The organism is Streptomyces sp. Y7 (genome assembly GCF_043195415.1).
GTDB lineage: Bacteria > Actinomycetota > Actinomycetes > Streptomycetales > Streptomycetaceae > Streptomyces.
Window position 1 is genome coordinate 73,165 of record NZ_JBIDDQ010000014.1, and the last position, 17,686, is coordinate 90,850.

13 protein-coding genes are annotated in these 17,686 nt (G+C 71.1%); 3 read left to right on the forward strand and 10 right to left on the reverse strand.

The window, feature by feature from the left end:
• Positions 1–20 precede the first annotated feature (20 nt).
• Positions 21–1,814 carry a bifunctional sugar phosphate isomerase/epimerase/4-hydroxyphenylpyruvate dioxygenase family protein gene (locus ACGFW6_RS28830; RefSeq protein ID WP_393515932.1) on the forward strand — a complete coding sequence of 598 codons (1,794 nt, stop codon included), beginning with the start codon at positions 21–23 and terminating at the stop codon, positions 1,812–1,814.
• Here ACGFW6_RS28830 and ACGFW6_RS28835 read toward each other — a convergent pair.
• The 9 genes from ACGFW6_RS28835 to tkt form a co-directional block, all read right to left on the reverse strand.
• Entirely contained in the window at positions 1,801–3,246 is a 1,446-nt protein-coding gene (locus tag ACGFW6_RS28835) for a membrane-associated oxidoreductase (protein ID WP_393515935.1), read from the reverse strand. The two genes, ACGFW6_RS28830 and ACGFW6_RS28835, sit on opposite strands and share 14 nt — an antisense overlap.
• A gap of 67 nt (positions 3,247–3,313) precedes the next feature.
• A complete protein-coding gene (locus ACGFW6_RS28840) occupies positions 3,314–5,125 on the reverse strand; it encodes a pentapeptide repeat-containing protein (protein ID WP_393515937.1) in 1,812 nt (603 codons plus the stop codon).
• Between the two features lie 141 nt (positions 5,126–5,266).
• Positions 5,267–5,854, reverse strand: coding sequence for a histidine phosphatase family protein (locus ACGFW6_RS28845; RefSeq protein WP_393515940.1), 588 nt, complete (start codon positions 5,852–5,854; stop codon positions 5,267–5,269).
• A 6-nt stretch (positions 5,855–5,860) separates the two neighbouring features.
• Positions 5,861–6,739, reverse strand: a complete 879-nt coding sequence (gene gnd, locus ACGFW6_RS28850) for a phosphogluconate dehydrogenase (NAD(+)-dependent, decarboxylating) (protein WP_393515943.1) — start codon at positions 6,737–6,739, stop codon at positions 5,861–5,863.
• Between the two features lies 1 nt (position 6,740).
• Positions 6,741–8,393, reverse strand: coding sequence for a glucose-6-phosphate isomerase (gene pgi, locus ACGFW6_RS28855; protein WP_393516227.1), 1,653 nt, complete (start codon positions 8,391–8,393; stop codon positions 6,741–6,743).
• Positions 8,394–8,397: 4 nt separating this feature from the next.
• On the reverse strand, positions 8,398–9,333 hold the full coding sequence (opcA, locus tag ACGFW6_RS28860; protein WP_393515946.1) for a glucose-6-phosphate dehydrogenase assembly protein OpcA: 936 nt from the start codon (positions 9,331–9,333) through the stop codon (positions 8,398–8,400).
• Positions 9,330–10,859 carry a glucose-6-phosphate dehydrogenase gene (gene zwf, locus ACGFW6_RS28865; protein ID WP_393515949.1) on the reverse strand — a complete coding sequence of 510 codons (1,530 nt, stop codon included), beginning with the start codon at positions 10,857–10,859 and terminating at the stop codon, positions 9,330–9,332. Before zwf ends, opcA begins: the two co-directional genes overlap by 4 nt.
• Positions 10,856–12,028 (reverse strand): transaldolase, encoded by a 1,173-nt coding sequence (gene tal / locus ACGFW6_RS28870; protein ID WP_393515952.1) that lies wholly within the window; start codon positions 12,026–12,028, stop codon positions 10,856–10,858. The genes zwf and tal overlap by 4 nt, the downstream gene beginning before the upstream one ends.
• An 18-nt stretch (positions 12,029–12,046) precedes the next feature.
• Positions 12,047–14,122 (reverse strand): transketolase, encoded by a 2,076-nt coding sequence (gene tkt, locus ACGFW6_RS28875; RefSeq protein WP_393515955.1) that lies wholly within the window; start codon positions 14,120–14,122, stop codon positions 12,047–12,049.
• 186 nt (positions 14,123–14,308) lie between these two features.
• On the opposite strand from tkt, the gene ACGFW6_RS28880 reads away from it, so the two are divergent.
• Complete coding sequence (locus ACGFW6_RS28880; protein WP_393516230.1) at positions 14,309–15,208, forward strand: helix-turn-helix domain-containing protein; 900 nt, start codon at positions 14,309–14,311, stop codon at positions 15,206–15,208.
• A gap of 256 nt (positions 15,209–15,464) precedes the next feature.
• A complete protein-coding gene (locus ACGFW6_RS28885) occupies positions 15,465–15,896 on the forward strand; it encodes a GerW family sporulation protein (protein WP_393515958.1) in 432 nt (143 codons plus the stop codon).
• Positions 15,897–16,124: 228 nt separating this feature from the next.
• Here ACGFW6_RS28885 and ACGFW6_RS28890 read toward each other — a convergent pair whose 3' ends face one another.
• Positions 16,125–17,519, reverse strand: a complete 1,395-nt coding sequence (locus ACGFW6_RS28890; protein WP_393515962.1) for a glycoside hydrolase family 16 protein — start codon at positions 17,517–17,519, stop codon at positions 16,125–16,127.
• Positions 17,520–17,686: the final 167 nt, after the last annotated feature.

The following is a 17,686-nucleotide window of genomic DNA, read 5'->3' on the forward strand; positions in this document are numbered from 1 at the left end:
GGTGTGTTGAAGGAGCAGGTATGCGTACGTCCATCGCGACCGTCTCGCTGAGCGGGTCGCTCACCGAGAAGCTCACGGCCGCCTCGCGGGCCGGGTTCGACGGGGTCGAGATCTTCGAGAACGACCTGCTGGCCGGCCCGCTGGCTCCGGAGGAGATTCGCGCGCGGTGCGCCGATCTGGGGCTGAGCGTCGACCTCTACCAGCCGATGCGGGACATCGAGGCCGTGCCGGCCGAGGAGTTCGGGCGCAATCTGCGACGGGCCCGGCACAAGTTCGAACTGATGCGCAGGCTCGGCGCGGACACCGTCCTCGTCTGCTCCAGCGTCCATCCGCTCGCCGTGGACGACGACGCGCTCGCCGCCGAGCACCTCAGCCGACTCGCGGACCTGGCGCAGGAGTTCGGTGTGCGGGTGGCGTACGAGGCGCTCGCCTGGGGCCGGCACGTCAACACCTACACCCACGCCTGGCGCATCGTCGAGACGGCCGGCCATCCCGCGCTCGGCACCTGCCTGGACAGCTTCCACATCCTCTCCCGCGGCTCCGACCCCAAGGGCATCGCGGACATCCCCGGCGAGAAGATCTTCTTCCTCCAGCTCGCCGACGCCCCGCTGCTCGCGATGGACGTCCTCCAGTGGAGCCGCCACTACCGCTGCTTCCCCGGCCAGGGCGGCTTCGACGTCGCCGGACTCGTCCGCCAGGTGCTGCGCACCGGATACGACGGCCCCCTCTCCCTGGAGATCTTCAACGACGTCTTCCGCCAGGCCGAGGCCGGTCCGACCGCCGTGGACGCCCACCGCTCGCTGCTCGTGCTGCAGGAGACGGTCGGCGTCGCGACCCCGCCCGCGCCCGTCGTCCCCACCGGCGTCGCCTTCGCCGAACTCGGCACGCCCGACGCCGAACCGGTCGCCGCCGTGCTCGGCGCCCTCGGCTTCGCCCGCACCGCCCGCCATCGCAGCAAGCCGGTCGACCTCTGGCAGCAGGGCGAGGCCCGCATCCTGGTCAACACCTCCGGCGCCGCCCGCCGGACCGGCACCCGCCTCGCCGCGATCGGCCTGGAGTCACCGGACCCGACGGCCGCCGCCCGCCGCGCCGAGGCTCTGCTCGCCCCCCTCCTGCCACGACGCCGCGCCGCCGGGGACGCCCCGCTCGACGCGGTCGCGGCACCCGACGGCACCGAACTGTTCTTCTGCGCGACGGACCGCCCCGAACTGCCCAACTGGCGCGCCGACTTCGCGGACGTCGAGCACGAGCGGGCGACCGCGGGCGTCCACCGCATCGATCACCTCGCCCTCACCCAGCCCTGGCACCACTACGACGAGGCGACCCTCTTCCACCGCAGCGTCCTCGGCCTGCACGCCCAGGAGAGCGTGGACGTCGCCGACCCGTACGGCCTGATGCGCAGCCGCGCCGTCACCAACGCCGACGGCAGCGTCCGCATCGCCCTGGGCGTCGGCGCGGCGCCCACGGACGACACCGTGCACGCCCAGCACATCGCACTGGCCACGGACGACGTCGTCACCGCCGCCCGACGCTTCCGGGCGGCGGGCGGGCGACTGCTGCCGATCCCCGCCAACTACTACGACGACCTGGCGGCCCGGCACGAGTTCGCCGACGGCGAGCTGGAGACGTACCGCGAACTCGGCATCCTCTACGACCGTGACGCGCACGGCGAGTTCCGGCACTGCTACACCATGACCGTCGGCCGCGTCTTCTTCGAACTCGTGCAGCGGGACGGCTACCGCGGCTACGGGGCGCAGAACGCGCCGGTGCGGCTGGCCGCGCAGCACACCGCACGGGCGGTCACTGGCGGCTGACGGTACGGGTCACACCGGCGATGACCGTGGTGGCCAGGATCCAGCCGACGAGGATCAGGGCGTACGCCAGCGCCTGTTGCCAGCCCTCGGGGGCGAACGCCGGTTCCTGGCCGAAGGAGATCACCGGCAGCAGCAGGTCCAGGGTGTAGAAGACCGGGTCGAACCGCGGAGCCTCGTCCGCCTTCAGGGCCGGGGGATGGTGCAGCGCGAACGCCACCGAGCCGACCGCGAGCAGGGACAGCAGCCAGCCCAGCGCACGCATCGGCCGGAAGCCGTAGCCGACGGTGGCGTCCTGGACGTGTCCCCACAGCCGCCCGTACCGGGGCAGGGTGGTGCGGTGCCGGCGCTGCTTGGCGAGCTGCACCAGCCGGGCGGCGTGGTCGTCGCCGGTGCGGCGGTAGGCGGCGGTCAACTGCTCGTACCCGTGCGGGTCGAAGGTGTCCTCGTCCCGCTCCAGCATGGGCAGCCGCTGCTCCGGCGGCACATGCGGGGTCAGTGAGGTGTAGCCGAGGTCGAGGAGGCGGACCTGGTCCGGGAGCATCTCCGGGTCCAGGTTGAGGTGCTCGATCTGCGAACGGCGCAGATTCAGCATGCCCTCGACGCGCGGGCCCCTGCGCAGCCACAGCTCGCCGATGACACAGCTGCTCGCGCGCATCGCTGTGCCGCCGGGGTTGGACAGCCTGCTGTACAGCAGGTCGAGCCGGCCGGGTATGCGGGCGCCGCGCAGGTCGATGCGACCGCGGGTGCTCAGCCGCCGCCAGAGCACATTGGCGCCCACTTCGAGGGCCTCCGCGTCGATGACATTGCCGTCGGGATTGCTCAGCTCGGAGTCCTCCAGGTCGAGCGAGCCCGCCACGGTGGCGCCGTCCAGCCGGATCCGCCCCCGCGCACGCAGATGATGGGCGCACAGGTCGTCGTCGACGGAGACCTGGTTGAGCTGCAGGGCGGGCTGTGCGGCATCGGCGACGGTGATCTCCGCCCGGTCGATGAAGAGGGCACCCGCGATCTGCGCGCCGTCGATCCGCACGGGCCCCTCGAACCGGCAGCGCGTCAGCCGCAGACTGCCGTCGATCCGGGCGCGTGTCACCGACAGGCCGGGCAGCTCGGAGTCCCGCAGGCTGACGTAGCGCAGCTGGGCGCCCACGAAGTCCGGGACGTTCTCGAAGTGGCAGTGCGTGAGATGCAGGACGCTGTCGATCGTCGCGTACCGCAGATCCAGCTGACCGGTGACCCGCGCCCCCCGGACCTTCAGGGCCGCGATCTCCCCCGGTTCACGGGGGCCGTCGAGCAGCAGGGTCCGCAACACCCCGGCGCGAAGCGTGCGTTCGGGAGCCCCCTCCGGCTCGCCACGCTCCCGGAAGTCCACCTCCGCACCCGTGGCGAAGGCCTGCCACACGCGCCGCTCGGCCGGCGTCAGCTCGTTGATCTCCATCAGCGGGGACTCTGACGCCGGCCGCCGGACCTGTCAACTCAGCTTCTGCCGCCGCCCGCAGCTCCGGTCACCGCTGCACCCGCCCCCGGGCGGCCAGCACGGCGAGACCGAGCAGGACCGGCTCGCACAGCCGGCTGCCCATCTCGATCCACATGCCGCCCTGCGTCAGGTCCTGGCCGCTGCTGCGGAACACCACGGAGTTGACGACCACGCGACCGGCTCGCTCCACTCGTGCCGTGCTGAAGCGGTCACGGAAGTGGTGGGGGACACCTCTGCCCGCGGTGTCGGGGGTCAGGACGACCCGGCCGCCGTTGACCGGCACCTGCCCCGTCATGCGGCTCGTCGGCGGGGCCGCGGGCAGTCCGAACAGCATGAGCAGCAGTACGGTCACACCCATGGCGCACAGCAGTGCCCACAGGGCCCGCGAGGCCCGTAGTCCGTAGCCGGACAGCAGCCAGTAGGCGTGCAGCAGGGCACGTTCCCCGGGCGGGGTGTCCTTGTTGTGGCGGCGCATCTCCATCTCGCCGTAGTAGAAGTCCGCCGCACCGGGCTGGTTCTTCGTGTCCTCGAGTGCCTTGCGCAGCTGCCGGTAGACGATCGCGACGTCGTCGGCCGTGGGGCTCTGCGCCGGATCGGGATGGCCGAGGCCCGTGAGCCATCCGTCGGTGTCCGCGGCCGTGCGGCTCGCCCCCGGCAGTGCCCGCCAGTACTGCTCCTCGACGATCACCTGCCGACGGCTCCACCAGGACAGCGGCAACCGGCCGCCACGACGCAGCCCCGGAGGAGGGGTGCCGTACTCGCAGCGTCCCGCCAGACTGATCTGGTCGAGGTTGTAGGAGCCCGAGAACTCGCAGCGTGAGAGGTCGACGTCGGTCAGGACGAGATGGGCCGCGTTGACCCCGGACAACCGCAGCAGCCGGACGGCCACGCTGCCTTCCTCACGCGGCATCTCCTGTTCCAGCTGACGCTGCCCCGCCATGAACGGCATCGCCTCGTACGACAGGGTCACGGGCTCCGCCAGCACCGCGTCCCGCAACGACACCGCCGCGTAGCGCAGTTGGAAGGCGGCGGTGGACTCGCACCGCACCCGGTTCATGTCCACCCGCAGGGCCGCGATGCCCATGCGCAGCGGCGTCCTGAACGACGCCCCACGCATCCACAGCTCGTCCCCGCACACCACAGCCCCGCGCCACTCGCTCTCGAAGACCGCTTCCGCGAACGCGGCCCGGCCCCGGAACCGCGCGCCGTGGAACTCCGCCGGCCGGTGGAAGGTCGCCTCGGAGAAGTCGGCGCTCGTGCCGTCCCGCCGCCGGAACCAGGACTCGGTGAAGGACACGCCGCCCGAGAAGCAGGCGGCGGTGAACGCGCCGATTCCGTCGAACCACGCCTGCGAGAAGCGGGCGGTGGAAGCGCACGACACCCCGTCGAAGAACGCCTCCGCCGCGAATCGTGCCTCCACGAAACGGACTTCGCCGTGGAAGCGCACCTCCCGGAAGTAGGCCGGCCCCGCGAACGTGGCCGCGTCGAACCCGGCGTAGTCGGCGAACTCGGCCCCGGTGAAGTGCGCATCGCCCTCGAAGTGCGCCCCCTCGAAGTAGGCGGGCCCCCCGAAGCGCGTGCCCTGGCAGTGCGTTCGGGCCGGAAAGCGGGCCGTGTCGAACCGAGCCCTCCCGAAGCGTGCGCCCACGGCGGCCGTCACCGACCGCCACAGCTCCTCGGTGAAGCGCAGTCCCCGGAAGTCCACGTCCGCGCCCGGAGCGAGTGCCGCGAGGGCCGCCTGCAACTGCGGCTCGTCCAAGTGGCGCAGGCAGTGGACGCGGCCGGGCACGACGACCGCGCCGCACCGGGGCGCGCCGCACTCCGTCCAGACTCGGCTCATCATCCAGCCATACAGCGGAGGCGTGGCGTCGACAAGACACTTCCCGCTGTCGACCCGGGCGGCGAAGCACTCACCCAGGCCGACAGCGGGAAGGAGGCTCGGCGGCCTCGGACCGGTGGGCGGGCCCGCCGGTCGCACGGATCAGGGCCGGGTGTTCCACTCCGCGATCACCGGCCGGCCGTGCTCGGTCGACAACCGGCTCACCGTCCCCGTCGCCAGCTGGAACAGCCGTCCCTCCGCCGGGGCCAGCCCCAGCCGGCGGGCCGTCACGACGCGCAGGAAGTGGCCGTGGGCGACGAGGACGACGTCGCCGTGCGGCAGTGCCGCGGCCGCCCGGGCGAGGACCCGGTCGGCACGCGCACCCACCTCGGCCGGTGACTCACCGGGGTGATCGGCGGGGCCCGGTGCCACGCCGTCGGTCCACAGGTACCAGTCGGGACGGGTGCGGTGGATGTCGACGGTGGTGACGCCCTCGTAGCCGCCGTAGTCCCACTCGTGGAGGTCGGGGTCGGGTACGGCCCCGGTCACGCCCGCCAGTTCGGCGGTGCGCACGGCGCGGCTCAGCGGGCTGGTGAGCGCCAGCGCGAACGTCCGGCCGGACAGGAGCGGGGCGAGGGACTTGGCCTGTTCCTCGCCCTCCCGGGTGAGGGGCAGGTCGGTCCAGCTGGTGTGCTGTCCCGACCTGCTCCACTCCGTCTCGCCGTGCCGGACCAGGAGCAGATCCCCCACGGCTCGCTACTCCTTCGACTCGACGGCGTGCCCGCCGAACTGGTTGCGCAGCGCCGCGACCATCTTCATCTGCGGGGAGTCGTCCTGACGGGAGGCGAACCGGGCGAACAGGGACGCGGTGATCGCGGGCAGCGGCACCGCGTTGTCGATGGCCGCCTCGACGGTCCACCGGCCCTCACCGGAGTCCTGCGCGAAGCCCTTCAGCTTCTTCAGGTGCTCGTCCTCGTCCAGGGCGTTCACCGCGAGGTCCAGCAGCCAGGAGCGGATGACCGTGCCCTGCTGCCAGGAACGGAACACCTCACGGACGTTGTCCACCGAGTTGACCTTCTCAAGGAGCTCCCAGCCCTCGGCGTACGCCTGCATCATGGCGTACTCGATGCCGTTGTGGACCATCTTCGAGAAGTGCCCGGCACCGACCCGGCCGGCGTGCACATAGCCGTACGGCCCTTCCGGCTTCAGCGCCTCGAAGATCGGCTCGAGCCGCTCCACGTGCTCCTTGTCGCCGCCGACCATCAGCGCGTAGCCGTTCTGCAGGCCCCACACACCGCCGGAGACACCCGCGTCGACGAAGCCGATGCCCTTGATGCCGAGTTCGGCGGCGTGCTTCTCGTCGTCCGTCCAGCGGGAGTTGCCGCCGTCGACCACCGTGTCGCCCGCGGACAGCAGGTCCTTCAGCTCGTCGACGACACCCTGGGTGGCGGTGCCGGCCGGGACCATCACCCACACCGTGCGCGGCGCGTCGAGCTGCTGGACCAGCTCTTCGAGGCTCTTGACGTCGGAGACCTCGGGGTTGCGGTCGTAGCCGATGACGGTGTGGCCGGCGCGGCGGATCCGCTCGCGCATGTTGCCGCCCATCTTGCCGAGACCGATGAGACCGAGCTGCATATCAGTTCACTTCCTTGAGTTCACGGTAGGCGGCCACGAGGGCGGCGGTGGAGGCGTCGAGGCCGGGCACGTCGGCGCCCTCGGTGAGGGCGGGCTCGACCTGCTTGGCGAGGACCTTGCCCAGCTCCACGCCCCACTGGTCGAAGGAGTCGATGTGCCACACGGCGCCCTGCACGAAGACCTTGTGCTCGTAGAGCGCGATCAGCTGGCCGAGGACCGACGGGGTCAGCTCACGGGCGAGGATCGTGGTGGTGGGGTGGTTGCCGAGGAACGTGCGGTGCGGCACCTGCGCCTCGGGCACGCCCTCCGCGCGGACCTCGTCGGCGGTCTTGCCGAAGGCGAGCGCCTGGCCCTGCGCGAACAGGTTCGCCATCAACAGGTCGTGCTGCGCCCTGAGCTCGTCGCTCAGCTCGGCGACCGGGCGGGCGAAGCCGATCAGGTCGGCCGGGATCAGCCGGGTGCCCTGGTGGATCAGCTGGTAGTAGGCGTGCTGACCGTTGGTGCCGGGCGTGCCCCAGACCACCGGACCGGTCTCCCACCCCACGACGTGCCCGTCGCGGTCCACCGACTTGCCGTTGGACTCCATGTCCAGCTGCTGGAGGTACGCCGTGAACTTCGACAGGTAGTGGCTGTACGGCAGCACCGCATGCGACTCGGCGTGGAAGAAGTTGCCGTACCAGATGCCCAGCAGACCCAGGATCAGCGGGGCGTTGCCCTCGGCGGGCGCGCTCCTGAAGTGCTCGTCGACGGTGTGGAAACCGTCGAGCATCGCGCGGAACTGCGCCGGTCCGATGGCGATCATCAGGGACAGGCCGATCGCCGAGTCGAAGGAGTAGCGCCCGCCGACCCAGTCCCAGAACTCGAACATGTTGTCCGGGTCGATGCCGAACTCGGTGACCTTGCCGGCGTTGGTCGACAGCGCCACGAAGTGCCGGGCGACCGCCTTCTCCTCGCCGCCGAGCCCCGCCAGGAGCCAGGACCGGGCCGACGTGGCGTTGGTGATCGTCTCGATCGTGGTGAACGTCTTCGAGGCGACGATGAACAGCGTCTCGGCCGGGTCCAGGTCCCGCACCGCCTCGTGCAGGTCGGCGCCGTCGACGTTGGAGACGAACCGGAACGTCAACTCCCGTGCCGTGAACGGGCGCAGCGCCTCGTACGCCATGGCGGGGCCGAGGTCGGAGCCGCCGATGCCGATGTTGACGACGTTCCTGATCCGCTTGCCGGTGTGGCCGGTCCAGGCGCCGGAGCGGACGCGCTCGGCGAAGCCGCTCATCCTGTCGAGCACGGCGTGCACCTTGGGCACGACGTTCTCACCGTCGACCTCGATCACCGCGTCCCTGGGCGCCCGCAGCGCGGTGTGCAGCACGGCGCGGTCCTCGGTGACGTTGATCTTCTCGCCGCGGAACATGGCGTCGCGCAGCCCCGACACATCGGTGGCGACGGCGAGTTCGTGCAGCAGGGCGAGCGTGTCGTCGTCGACCAGGTGCTTGGAGTAGTCGATGCGCAGATCGCCCACGCGTACGACGTACCGCTCGGCGCGTGACGGGTCGGCGGCGAACAGCTCACGCAGTTGCGGGCGCTGCATCGCCTCCGCGCGGTGGTCCTCCAGGGCCGTCCACTCGGGGCGGTGGGTGAGCCGGGGGGAGCCGGACAGCGAGTCAGACATGGGAGGTGGTCTCCTTGCCGGTCTCGCCCCGCAGGGCGATGGCGTACATCTCGTCGGCGTCGAGGCGCCTGAGCTCCTCGGCGATGAGTTCGGACGTGGTGCGGACCTTCAGCGCGAGGGTGCGCGAGGGCTGGTCCGGCAGGGACAGCGTGGCCAGCGGGCCCTCGGGCCGGTCGATGACGATCTCGCCGTTCTCGGTGCCCAGGCGCACGCCCGTGACGACCGGTCCGGCGGTGACCACGCGCTCGGTGGTGACGTGCAGCCGGGCCTCCAGCCAGCGCGCCAGCAGCTCCGCGGCCGGGTTGTCGGCCTCGGCCTCCACGACCGCCGACACGATCGGCACGCGTGCCTGGTCCAGGGCCGCCGCGAGCATGGAGCGCCACGGGGTGAGCCGGGTCCAGGCGAGGTCGGTGTCGCCGGGCGCGTAGGAGCGGGCGCGCGCCTCCAGGTCCGACAGCGGGCTCTCGGTGGTGTACAGGTCGGTGATCCGGCGCTGGGCCAGCGCGCCCAGCGGGTCCTTCGACGGGTTCTCCGGCGCGTCCACCGGCCACCACACCACGACCGGCGCGTCCGGCAGCAGCAGCGGCAGCACCACCGAGTCGGCGTGGTCGGACACCTCGCCGTACATCCGCAGGATCACCGTCTCGCCGGTGCCCGCGTCGGCGCCCACCCGGACCTCGGCGTCGAGGTGGGAGCGGGTGCGGTCGCGCGGGGTGCGGGCGTGCCGCTTGATGACGACCAGGGTGCGCGCCGGGTGCTCGTGCGACGCCTCCTCGGCCGCCCTGATCGAGTCGTAGGCGTTCTCCTCGTCCGTGACGATGACCATCGTCAGGACCATGCCCACGGCCGGCGTGCCGATGGCGCGGCGGCCCTGCACCAACGCCTTGTTGATCTTGCTTGCCGTGGTGTCGCTCAGGTCGATCTTCATGGCCTGCGCCAGCTCCGTCCGTCTCGTGCGAGCATCTCGTCGGCTTCCTCGGGTCCCCAGCTCCCGGACGCGTATCGCGCCGGCCTGCCGTGCCTGTCCCAGTACTCCTCGATCGGATCGAGGATCTTCCAGGACTCTTCCACTTCCTGGTGACGGGGGAACAAATTGGCGTCACCGAGGAGGACGTCCAGGATGAGCCGCTCGTACGCCTCCGGGCTCGACTCCGTGAAGGACTCGCCGTAGGCGAAGTCCATCGTCACGTCCCGGATCTCCATGGAGGTGCCCGGCACCTTGGAGCCGAACCGCACCGTCATGCCCTCGTCCGGCTGGACCCGGATCACGACGGCGTTCTGGCCGAGCTCCTCGGTGGCGGTGGAGTCGAACGGGGAGTGCGGCGCCCGCTGGAAGACGACCGCGATCTCCGTCACCCGGCGCCCGAGCCGCTTGCCGGTGCGCAGGTAGAACGGCACGCCCGCCCAGCGCCGGTTGTCGACGTTCAGCCTGACGGCCGCGTAGGTGTCGGTCTTCGACTCCGGGTCGATGCCGTCCTCGTCGAGGTAGCCGAGCACCTTCTCGCCGCCCTGCCACGCCGCCGCGTACTGTCCGCGCACGGTGTGCCGGCCGAGGTCCTCCGGCAGCTTGACCGCCCTGAGCACCTTCAGCTTCTCGGTGAGCAGCGACGCGGCGTCGAACGCGGCCGGCTCCTCCATGGCGGTCAGCGCCATCAGCTGGAGCAGGTGGTTCTGGATGACGTCACGGGCCGAGCCGATGCCGTCGTAGTAGCCCGCGCGGCCGCCGATGCCGATGTCCTCGGCCATCGTGATCTGCACGTGGTCGACGTACGACCGGTTCCAGATCGGCTCGAACATCTGGTTGGCGAACCTGAGTGCCAGGATGTTCTGGACGGTCTCCTTGCCCAGGTAGTGGTCGATCCGGAAGACCTGCTCCGGGTCGAACACGTCGTGCACGATCGCGTTGAGCTCCTGGGCGCTCGCCAGGTCGTGGCCGAACGGCTTCTCGATGACCGCGCGCCGCCAGGACCCCTCGGGGGCGTCCGCCAGGCCGTGCTTCTTCAGCTGCTGGACGACCTTGGGGAAGAACTTCGGCGGTACGGAGAGGTAGAAGGCGTAGTTGCCACTGGTGCCGCGCGCCTTGTCCAGCTCCTCGACGGTCTGGCGCAGCCGGTCGAACGCGGTGTCGTCGTCGAAGTCACCGGGGATGAACCGCATGCCCTCGGAGAGCTGCTGCCAGACCTCCTCACGGAACTCGGTCCGGGCGTGCTCACGCACCGAGTCGTGCACGATCTGCGCGAAGTCCTCGTCCTCCCAGTCCCGGCGGGCGAACCCGACGAGCGAGAAGCCCGGCGGCAGCATGCCGCGGTTGGCGAGGTCGTACACGGCCGGCATCAGCTTCTTGCGGGACAGGTCGCCCGTCACCCCGAAGATCACCAGCCCGGACGGGCCCGCGATCCGGGGGAGACGGCGGTCTCGCGCGTCGCGGAGGGGGTTGCCCCAGTCGGAGGTCATTCCGCGTCAGCTCCCTTGCTGCCCAGCGACTTCTTGACGGCGTCCAACAGGTCCTGCCACGCCACCTCGAACTTGGCGACGCCCTCGTGCTCCAGACGGGTGACCACCTCGTCGTAGGAGATGCCCAGCGCCTCGACGGCGGCCAGGTCGGCGCGCGCCTGCGCGTAGCCGCCCGTCACCGTGTCGCCGGTGATCTCGCCGTGGTCGGCGGTGGCGTTCAGGGTGCCCTCGGGCATCGTGTTGACGGTGCCGGGCGCGACGAGTCGGTCCACGTACAGGGTGTCCTTGTAGGCCGGGTCCTTGACGCCCGTGGAGGCCCACAGCGGGCGCTGCTTGTTTGCTCCGGCCCCGGTCAGGGCCGTCCAGCGGGCTCCGGACGGCGTCGAACTGCCGGTGGAGCCGAACACATCCTCGTACGCCTCGTAGGCGAGGCGCGCGTTGGCGAGCGCGGCGCGGCCCCTGAGCGCGAGGGCCTCGTCCGTGCCGATGGCCGTCAGCCGCTTGTCGATGTCGGCGTCGACGCGGGAGACGAAGAACGACGCCACGGAGTGGATGACCGACAGGTCGAGCCCCCGCGCGGCGGCCTTCTCCAGACCGGCCAGGTAGGCGTCCATGACCTCGCGGTAGCGCTCCAGCGAGAAGATCAGCGTGACATTGACGCTGATGCCGAGGCCGATGACCTCGGTGATCGCCGGCAGGCCCGCCCGGGTCGCCGGGATCTTGATCATCACGTTGGGGCGGTCGACCAGCCAGGCGAGCTGCTTGGCCTCGGCGACCGTGGCCGCCGTGTCGTGGGCGAGGCGCGGGTCGACCTCGATGGAGACCCGGCCGTCCCGGCCCTCGGTGGCCTCGTACACGGGCCGCAGGATGTCGGCGGCGGCCCGGACATCGGCGGTGGTCATCATCCGCACGGCCTCGTCGACGGTGACGCCGCGCACCGCCAGGTCGGCGAGCTGCTCCTCGTAGCCCTCACCCGAGCCGATGGCGGCCTGGAAGATGGACGGGTTGGTGGTGACACCCACGACGTTCCTGTCCGCGACGAGGGCGGCGAGGTTGCCGGACTCGATCCGCTTGCGCGACAGGTCGTCCAGCCAGATCGAGACGCCCTCGTCGGAGAGACGCTTCAGCGTGCCCGCGGTCGCGGTTGCTTCGGTGGTCACAGTGATCATCTTCTTTCTGCGTTCAGGTCAACCGCGGGCGGCGGCAAGCGATTCCCGGGCGGCGGCGGCCACGTTCTCGGGGGTGAAGCCGTACTCGGCGAACAGCGTCTTCGCGTCGGCGGAGGCGCCGAAGTGCTCCAGGGAGACGATGCGTCCGGCGTCGCCCACGAACCGGTACCAGGTGAGCCCGATACCGGCCTCGACGGCGACCCGCGCCTTCACGGCGGGCGGCAGCACGCTCTCGCGGTACTCCCGCGGCTGCTGCTCGAACCACTCCACGGACGGCATCGACACCACCCGGGTGCCGGTCCCCTCGGCCTCCAGCAGCTCCCGCGCGGCGACGGCGAGCTGGACCTCGGAGCCGGTCGCGACGAGAACGACCTCCGGCGTCCCGGTGGACGACTCCCGCAGGACGTAACCACCCTTCGCCGCATCGGCGTCGGGCGCGTACGTCGGCACGCCCTGCCGGGTGAGCGCCAGGCCGTGCGGGGCCGGGTCGGTCGAGTGGCGGCGCAGGATCTCGGCCCAGACGACGGCGGTCTCGTTGGCGTCCGCCGGGCGCACGATGTTCAGACCCGGGATGGCGCGCAGCGACGCCAGGTGCTCGACCGGCTGGTGCGTGGGGCCGTCCTCGCCCAGGCCGACGGAGTCGTGCGTCCAGACGTACGTCACCGGCAGCTGCATGAGCGCCGACATGCGCACGGCGTTGCGCATGTAGTCGGAGAACACCAGGAAGGTGCCGCCGTAGATCCGGGTGTTGCCGTGCAGGGCGATGCCGTTCATCTCCGCGGCCATCGAGAACTCACGGATGCCGAAGTGGACGGTACGGCCGTACGGGTCGGCCTCCGGCAGTGGGTTGCCCTGGGGCAGGAACGAACTCGCCTTGTCGATGGTGGTGTTGTTGGAGCCTGCCAGGTCGGCCGAGCCGCCCCACAGCTCGGGAAGGACCGCGCCCAGCGCCTGGAGCACCTTGCCGGAAGCCGCGCGCGTCGCGACCGACTTGCCCTCCTCGAACACCGGGATCGAGGACTCCCAGCCCTCGGGGAGCTGGCCGGCGACGATCCGGTCGAACAGCCGGGCGCGCTCGGGGGCGGCGGAGCGCCACGCGCCGAACCGCTTGTCCCAGGCCGCGTGCGCCTCGGCGCCCCGGTCCAGGGCCCGGCGGGAGTGGGCGAGGACCTCGTCGGCGACCTCGAAGGACTTCTCGGGGTCGAAGCCCAGCAGGCGCTTGGTGGCGGCGATCTCGTCGTCGCCGAGGGCGGAGCCGTGCGAGGCCTCGGTGTTCTGCGCGTTCGGGGCGGGCCACGCGATGATCGTGCGCATCGCGATGATCGAGGGGCGCTCGGTCTCGGCCTGCGCCGCCTTCAGCGCCGCGTACAGCGCGTGGACGTCGACGTCGCCGCCGAGCTCCGGCTCGATCCGCTGCACGTGCCAGCCGTACGCCTCGTAGCGTCCCAGCACGTCCTCGGAGAACGCGGTCGCCGTGTCGCCCTCGATGGAGATGTGGTTGTCGTCGTAGAGGAAGACCAGGTTGCCGAGCTTCTGGTGACCGGCGAGCGAGGACGCCTCGGCGGAGACGCCTTCCTGCAGGTCGCCGTCGGAGACGATTGCCCAGATGGTGTGGTCGAACGGGGACTCGCCCTCGGGAGCCTCCGGGTCGAACAGACCGCGCTCGTAGCGGGCGGCCATCGCCATGCCGACGGCGTTGGCGACGCCCTGCCCCAGCGGGCCGGTCGTCGTCTCGACCCCGGCGGTGTGGCCGTACTCGGGGTGACCCGGCGTCTTCGAGCCGTGCGTCCGGAACGACTTGAGGTCGTCGAGCTCCAGCTCGTACCCGGCGAGGAAGAGCTGGGTGTAGAGGGTCAGGGAGGTGTGGCCGGGGGAGAGGACGAAGCGGTCGCGCCCCGTCCACTCGGGGTCGGCGGGGTCATGCCGCATCACCTTCTGAAAGATCGTGTACGCGGCGGGCGCCAGGCTCATCGCGGTGCCCGGGTGGCCGTTGCCGACCCGCTGCACGGCGTCGGCCGCGAGAAGGCGGGCCGTGTCGACGGCACGCCGGTCGAGTTCGGTCCATTCGAAGCGGTCCGGGGTCTGCGTGCTCATCTTCAAAAAGTCCTCGATCGGAGCGAAGTAGCTGGTCCAACGCGTTCAAAAGTAAAAGTCTGACTTTTGAGAGGGAAGGTCGGCGTGTGTCAGGCTGTGGTGAAAGTGGGACACCGCGCGGCGCGCCGCGCACGGCTGAGCGAGGGGCGCGCACGAGTGAGACGGCACGAGACGGACATGGTGGAAATGGCGGATATCGCGGACGCGGGTCCTCAAGGCGGTGACGCCATACGGACGTTTCCGTTCCCGGCCGACCTGAGCGTCCTCGGCGTCGGTATGCAGGTGGGCCGCATGGGCGCGGGCCGCACCTGGCACGCCACCGGCACACCGCTGGAGCGGGTGCACCGCATCGACTTCCACGTCGTGATGCTCTTCACCGAGGGGCCCGTGCGGCACATGATCGACTTCGCGGAGTACGAGGCGGGCGCCGGCGACCTGCTGTGGATCCGCCCCGGCCAGGTCCACCGTTTCTCCGGGACCGACGACTACCGCGGCACCGTCCTGACCATGCAGCCCGGCTTCCTGCCCCGCGCCACGGTCGAGGCGACCGGCCTCTACCGCTACGACCTGCCGCCCCTGCTCCACCCCGACGCGGCCCAGCTCCCCGCCCTGCGCTCGGCCCTCGCCCAGCTGCAACGCGAGTACGAGGACAGCACGACCCTGCCGCTGAGCCTGCACACGGCCGTGCTGCGTCACTCGCTGACGGCGTTTCTGCTGAGGCTGGCCCATCTCGCCGCGAGCTCGGCCGAGGCCGTGCGGCAGCAGGGGGACACGACGTTCACGTTGTTCCGGGACGCGGTGGAGAAGGGGTTCGCCACCAACCACAGCGTCAGCGCGTACGCCGACCAGCTCGGTTACTCCAGGCGGACGCTGGTGCGCGCGGTGCGCGCCGCCACCGGTGAGACCCCCAAGGGATTCATCGACAAGCGGGTGATTCTGGAGGCCAAACGGCTCCTCGCCCACACGGACATGCCGATCGGACGGGTCGGGGCGGCGGTCGGGTTTCCGGACGCCGCGAACTTCTCCAAGTTCTTCCACCAGCACACGGACGCGACACCGGCCGTCTTCCGGGCGGAGCTCCGCTGAGGACACGCGTGGCGAACGAGGCACCGGCGGAGCTCGCCGAACGGGGTTAACGGGACGGGTTCGCCGAACGGGGTTAACGGGACGGGTTCGCCGGACTGGGTTCACGGGACGGGGCTCGCCGGACTGGGTTCACAGGACTGGGTTCACCGAAGGGGCTCGCCGAACAGGGTGCTGAAGGGACGCTGAGCGGTCGTGACGACGGCGTGAACCGGCGGGGTCCCTTGACATGGGGATCCCATGTGCCTACGAAACCTGCATGACCGCCGACGAAGAAGGCAAAGAAGACCTCGTGCCCCTGTCCCCGCCCGACCCCGACGACACGGCCGCCCACGCCTCCGTCACCCTCCTGGAACGCCTCGCCGAGAAGCTCGGCGGCCGTGCCTCGGTCACCGCCGTCTACGGCGACCCCGTCACCGCCGACGGCGTCACCGTCATCCCGGTCGCCAAGGTCGCCTACGGCTTCGGCGGCGGTGCGGGACGCACGGCCGAGGGCGCCAAGGCGGGGGACGGCGGTGGCGGCGGAGGGGGCGTCGAGGCCAAGCCCCTGGGGTACATCGAGATCCGCGACGGCGTGACCACCTACCGGGCCATCCGGGACCCCTGGAGGGACGTCGTGTTCCCCATCGCCGCCATCGCCTTCGCAGCAGCCCTCCCGAAGACCATCCGCACACTCCGCCGCCGCCCCTGAACAGGCCGATGCCCCGCGCCCCGTCGGGGGGCGCGGGGAACTGCGCGACGAGCCACGACGGTCCCGCGGCCGACTGACGGCCTGTCACGGAGCGCTCGGTTCCGCCGCCGCCCCTGAAGGGGCGGATGCCCAGCGCCCGGTTGGTTGGGGGCGCGGGGAACTGCGCGACGAGCCACGACGGCCCCGCGGCCGACCGACGGCCCGACACCGGCGCAACCCGCAGAGCGCTCAGCGGCCGAAGTTGAACCAGTTCACGTTCACGAAGTCCGCCGGCTGACCGCTGGTGAAGGTGAGATAGACGTCGTGCGTGCCGGTCACCCCGGTGATGTTCGCCGGAATCGTCCGCCACGACTGCCAGCCGCCGGTGTTGCCCACCGCGAAACTCCCGAGGGGCGCGTTGCTGCGACTGTCCAGCCGTACCTCGACCAACCCGCTGACACCGCTCGCCGCCCCGCTCGCCACCCGGGCGACGAACTGCGTGGCCGCCGAAGAGCCGAAGTTGACGCCCCGGTAGAGCGCCCAGTCGCCGTTCGCGAGGGCGGCGATGTTCTGCCCGCCGCCCGAGTCGGAGGTGGACTCGGTGCCCACTCCGCCCTGCCCGTCGAAGGACTCGGCCTGGATGGCGCTGTAGGCGTCACGGTTACCCGTCGGCGGCGGCGTGGTACCGCTCCCACTGGACAGCACCTGGACGTAGTCGACCAGCATGGAGTGGCCCGGCTGCGTGCCCCCGTCGGGCCCGCCGCCGAAGGCGTCCGGGAAGCCGCCGCCCATGGCCACGTTGAGGATGACGAAGTAACCGTGGTTCGTCGCGTTCGTCCACGTCGTCGCGTCGACCTGGTTGGCGCGCACGGTGTGGAAGTTGACGCCGTCGAGAGAGAAGCGGATCTCCTCGATGCTCGTCGAGCGGTCCCACTCCATCCGGTAGGTGTGGAAGCCCGCCTGACAGGTCGTGCCGGAGCAGGTGGTGTTGCTGCCGATGCCGCTGGTCTCGTTGCACGGGCCGCCCGGTGACGTGCCGCAGTGCATGGTGGCGAACACCGTGTTCATGCCCTGGGTGTTCTCCATGATGTCCAGCTCGCCGACGCCGGGCCAGTTCCAGTAGTTGCCGCGGTACGGGGCGCCCAGCATCCAGAACGCCGGCCAGTAGCCCTTGGCCGCGGCGCCGGTCACGTTCGGCACCTGGATACGGGACTCGACCCGCAGCTTGCCGCCCGCCGGAGGCTGGAAGTCGGTGCGGTTGGTCTCGATGCGCCCGGAGGTCCAGTTGCCGGACGCGTCCCGGCGGGGCGTGATGCGCAGATTGCCGCTGCCGTCGAGCGAGACGTTGTCGGCGCTGCTCGTCATCGTCTCGATCTCGCCGGTGCCCCAGTTGGCGGGGCCGCCGGGATAGCCCTTGCCGGTGGCGTACTGCCAGTTGGAGGTGTTCACGCCGGAGCCGGCGGCACCTTCGAAGTCGTCGAGGAAGAGCTGCGTCCAGCCCGAAGGGGGCGTGGGCGCCGACGCGTTGGCGGACGGGACGGCGACGGTGGTGGCCGCCGCCACCAGGCCGAGCGTGCCGAGCACGGCGAGGAGCGCGCGCCGGGGGGAGCGGGGTCTGCGATGTATGCCGGAGGGGTCACTCATGGGGGTGCTGCCTCTCGGTGTACGGAAGTGGGGAGCGGGATGCCTTCGGGAGCGCCCGGGGGTGCGTGAGAAACCTCGGACGATGCCTGAGAGCGCTCTCACAGTGCCGCCAATGTGCTCGCAGGTGCTCCGGTCGTCAAGAGGTGAAGCAGAGAAATCCCTTGCAC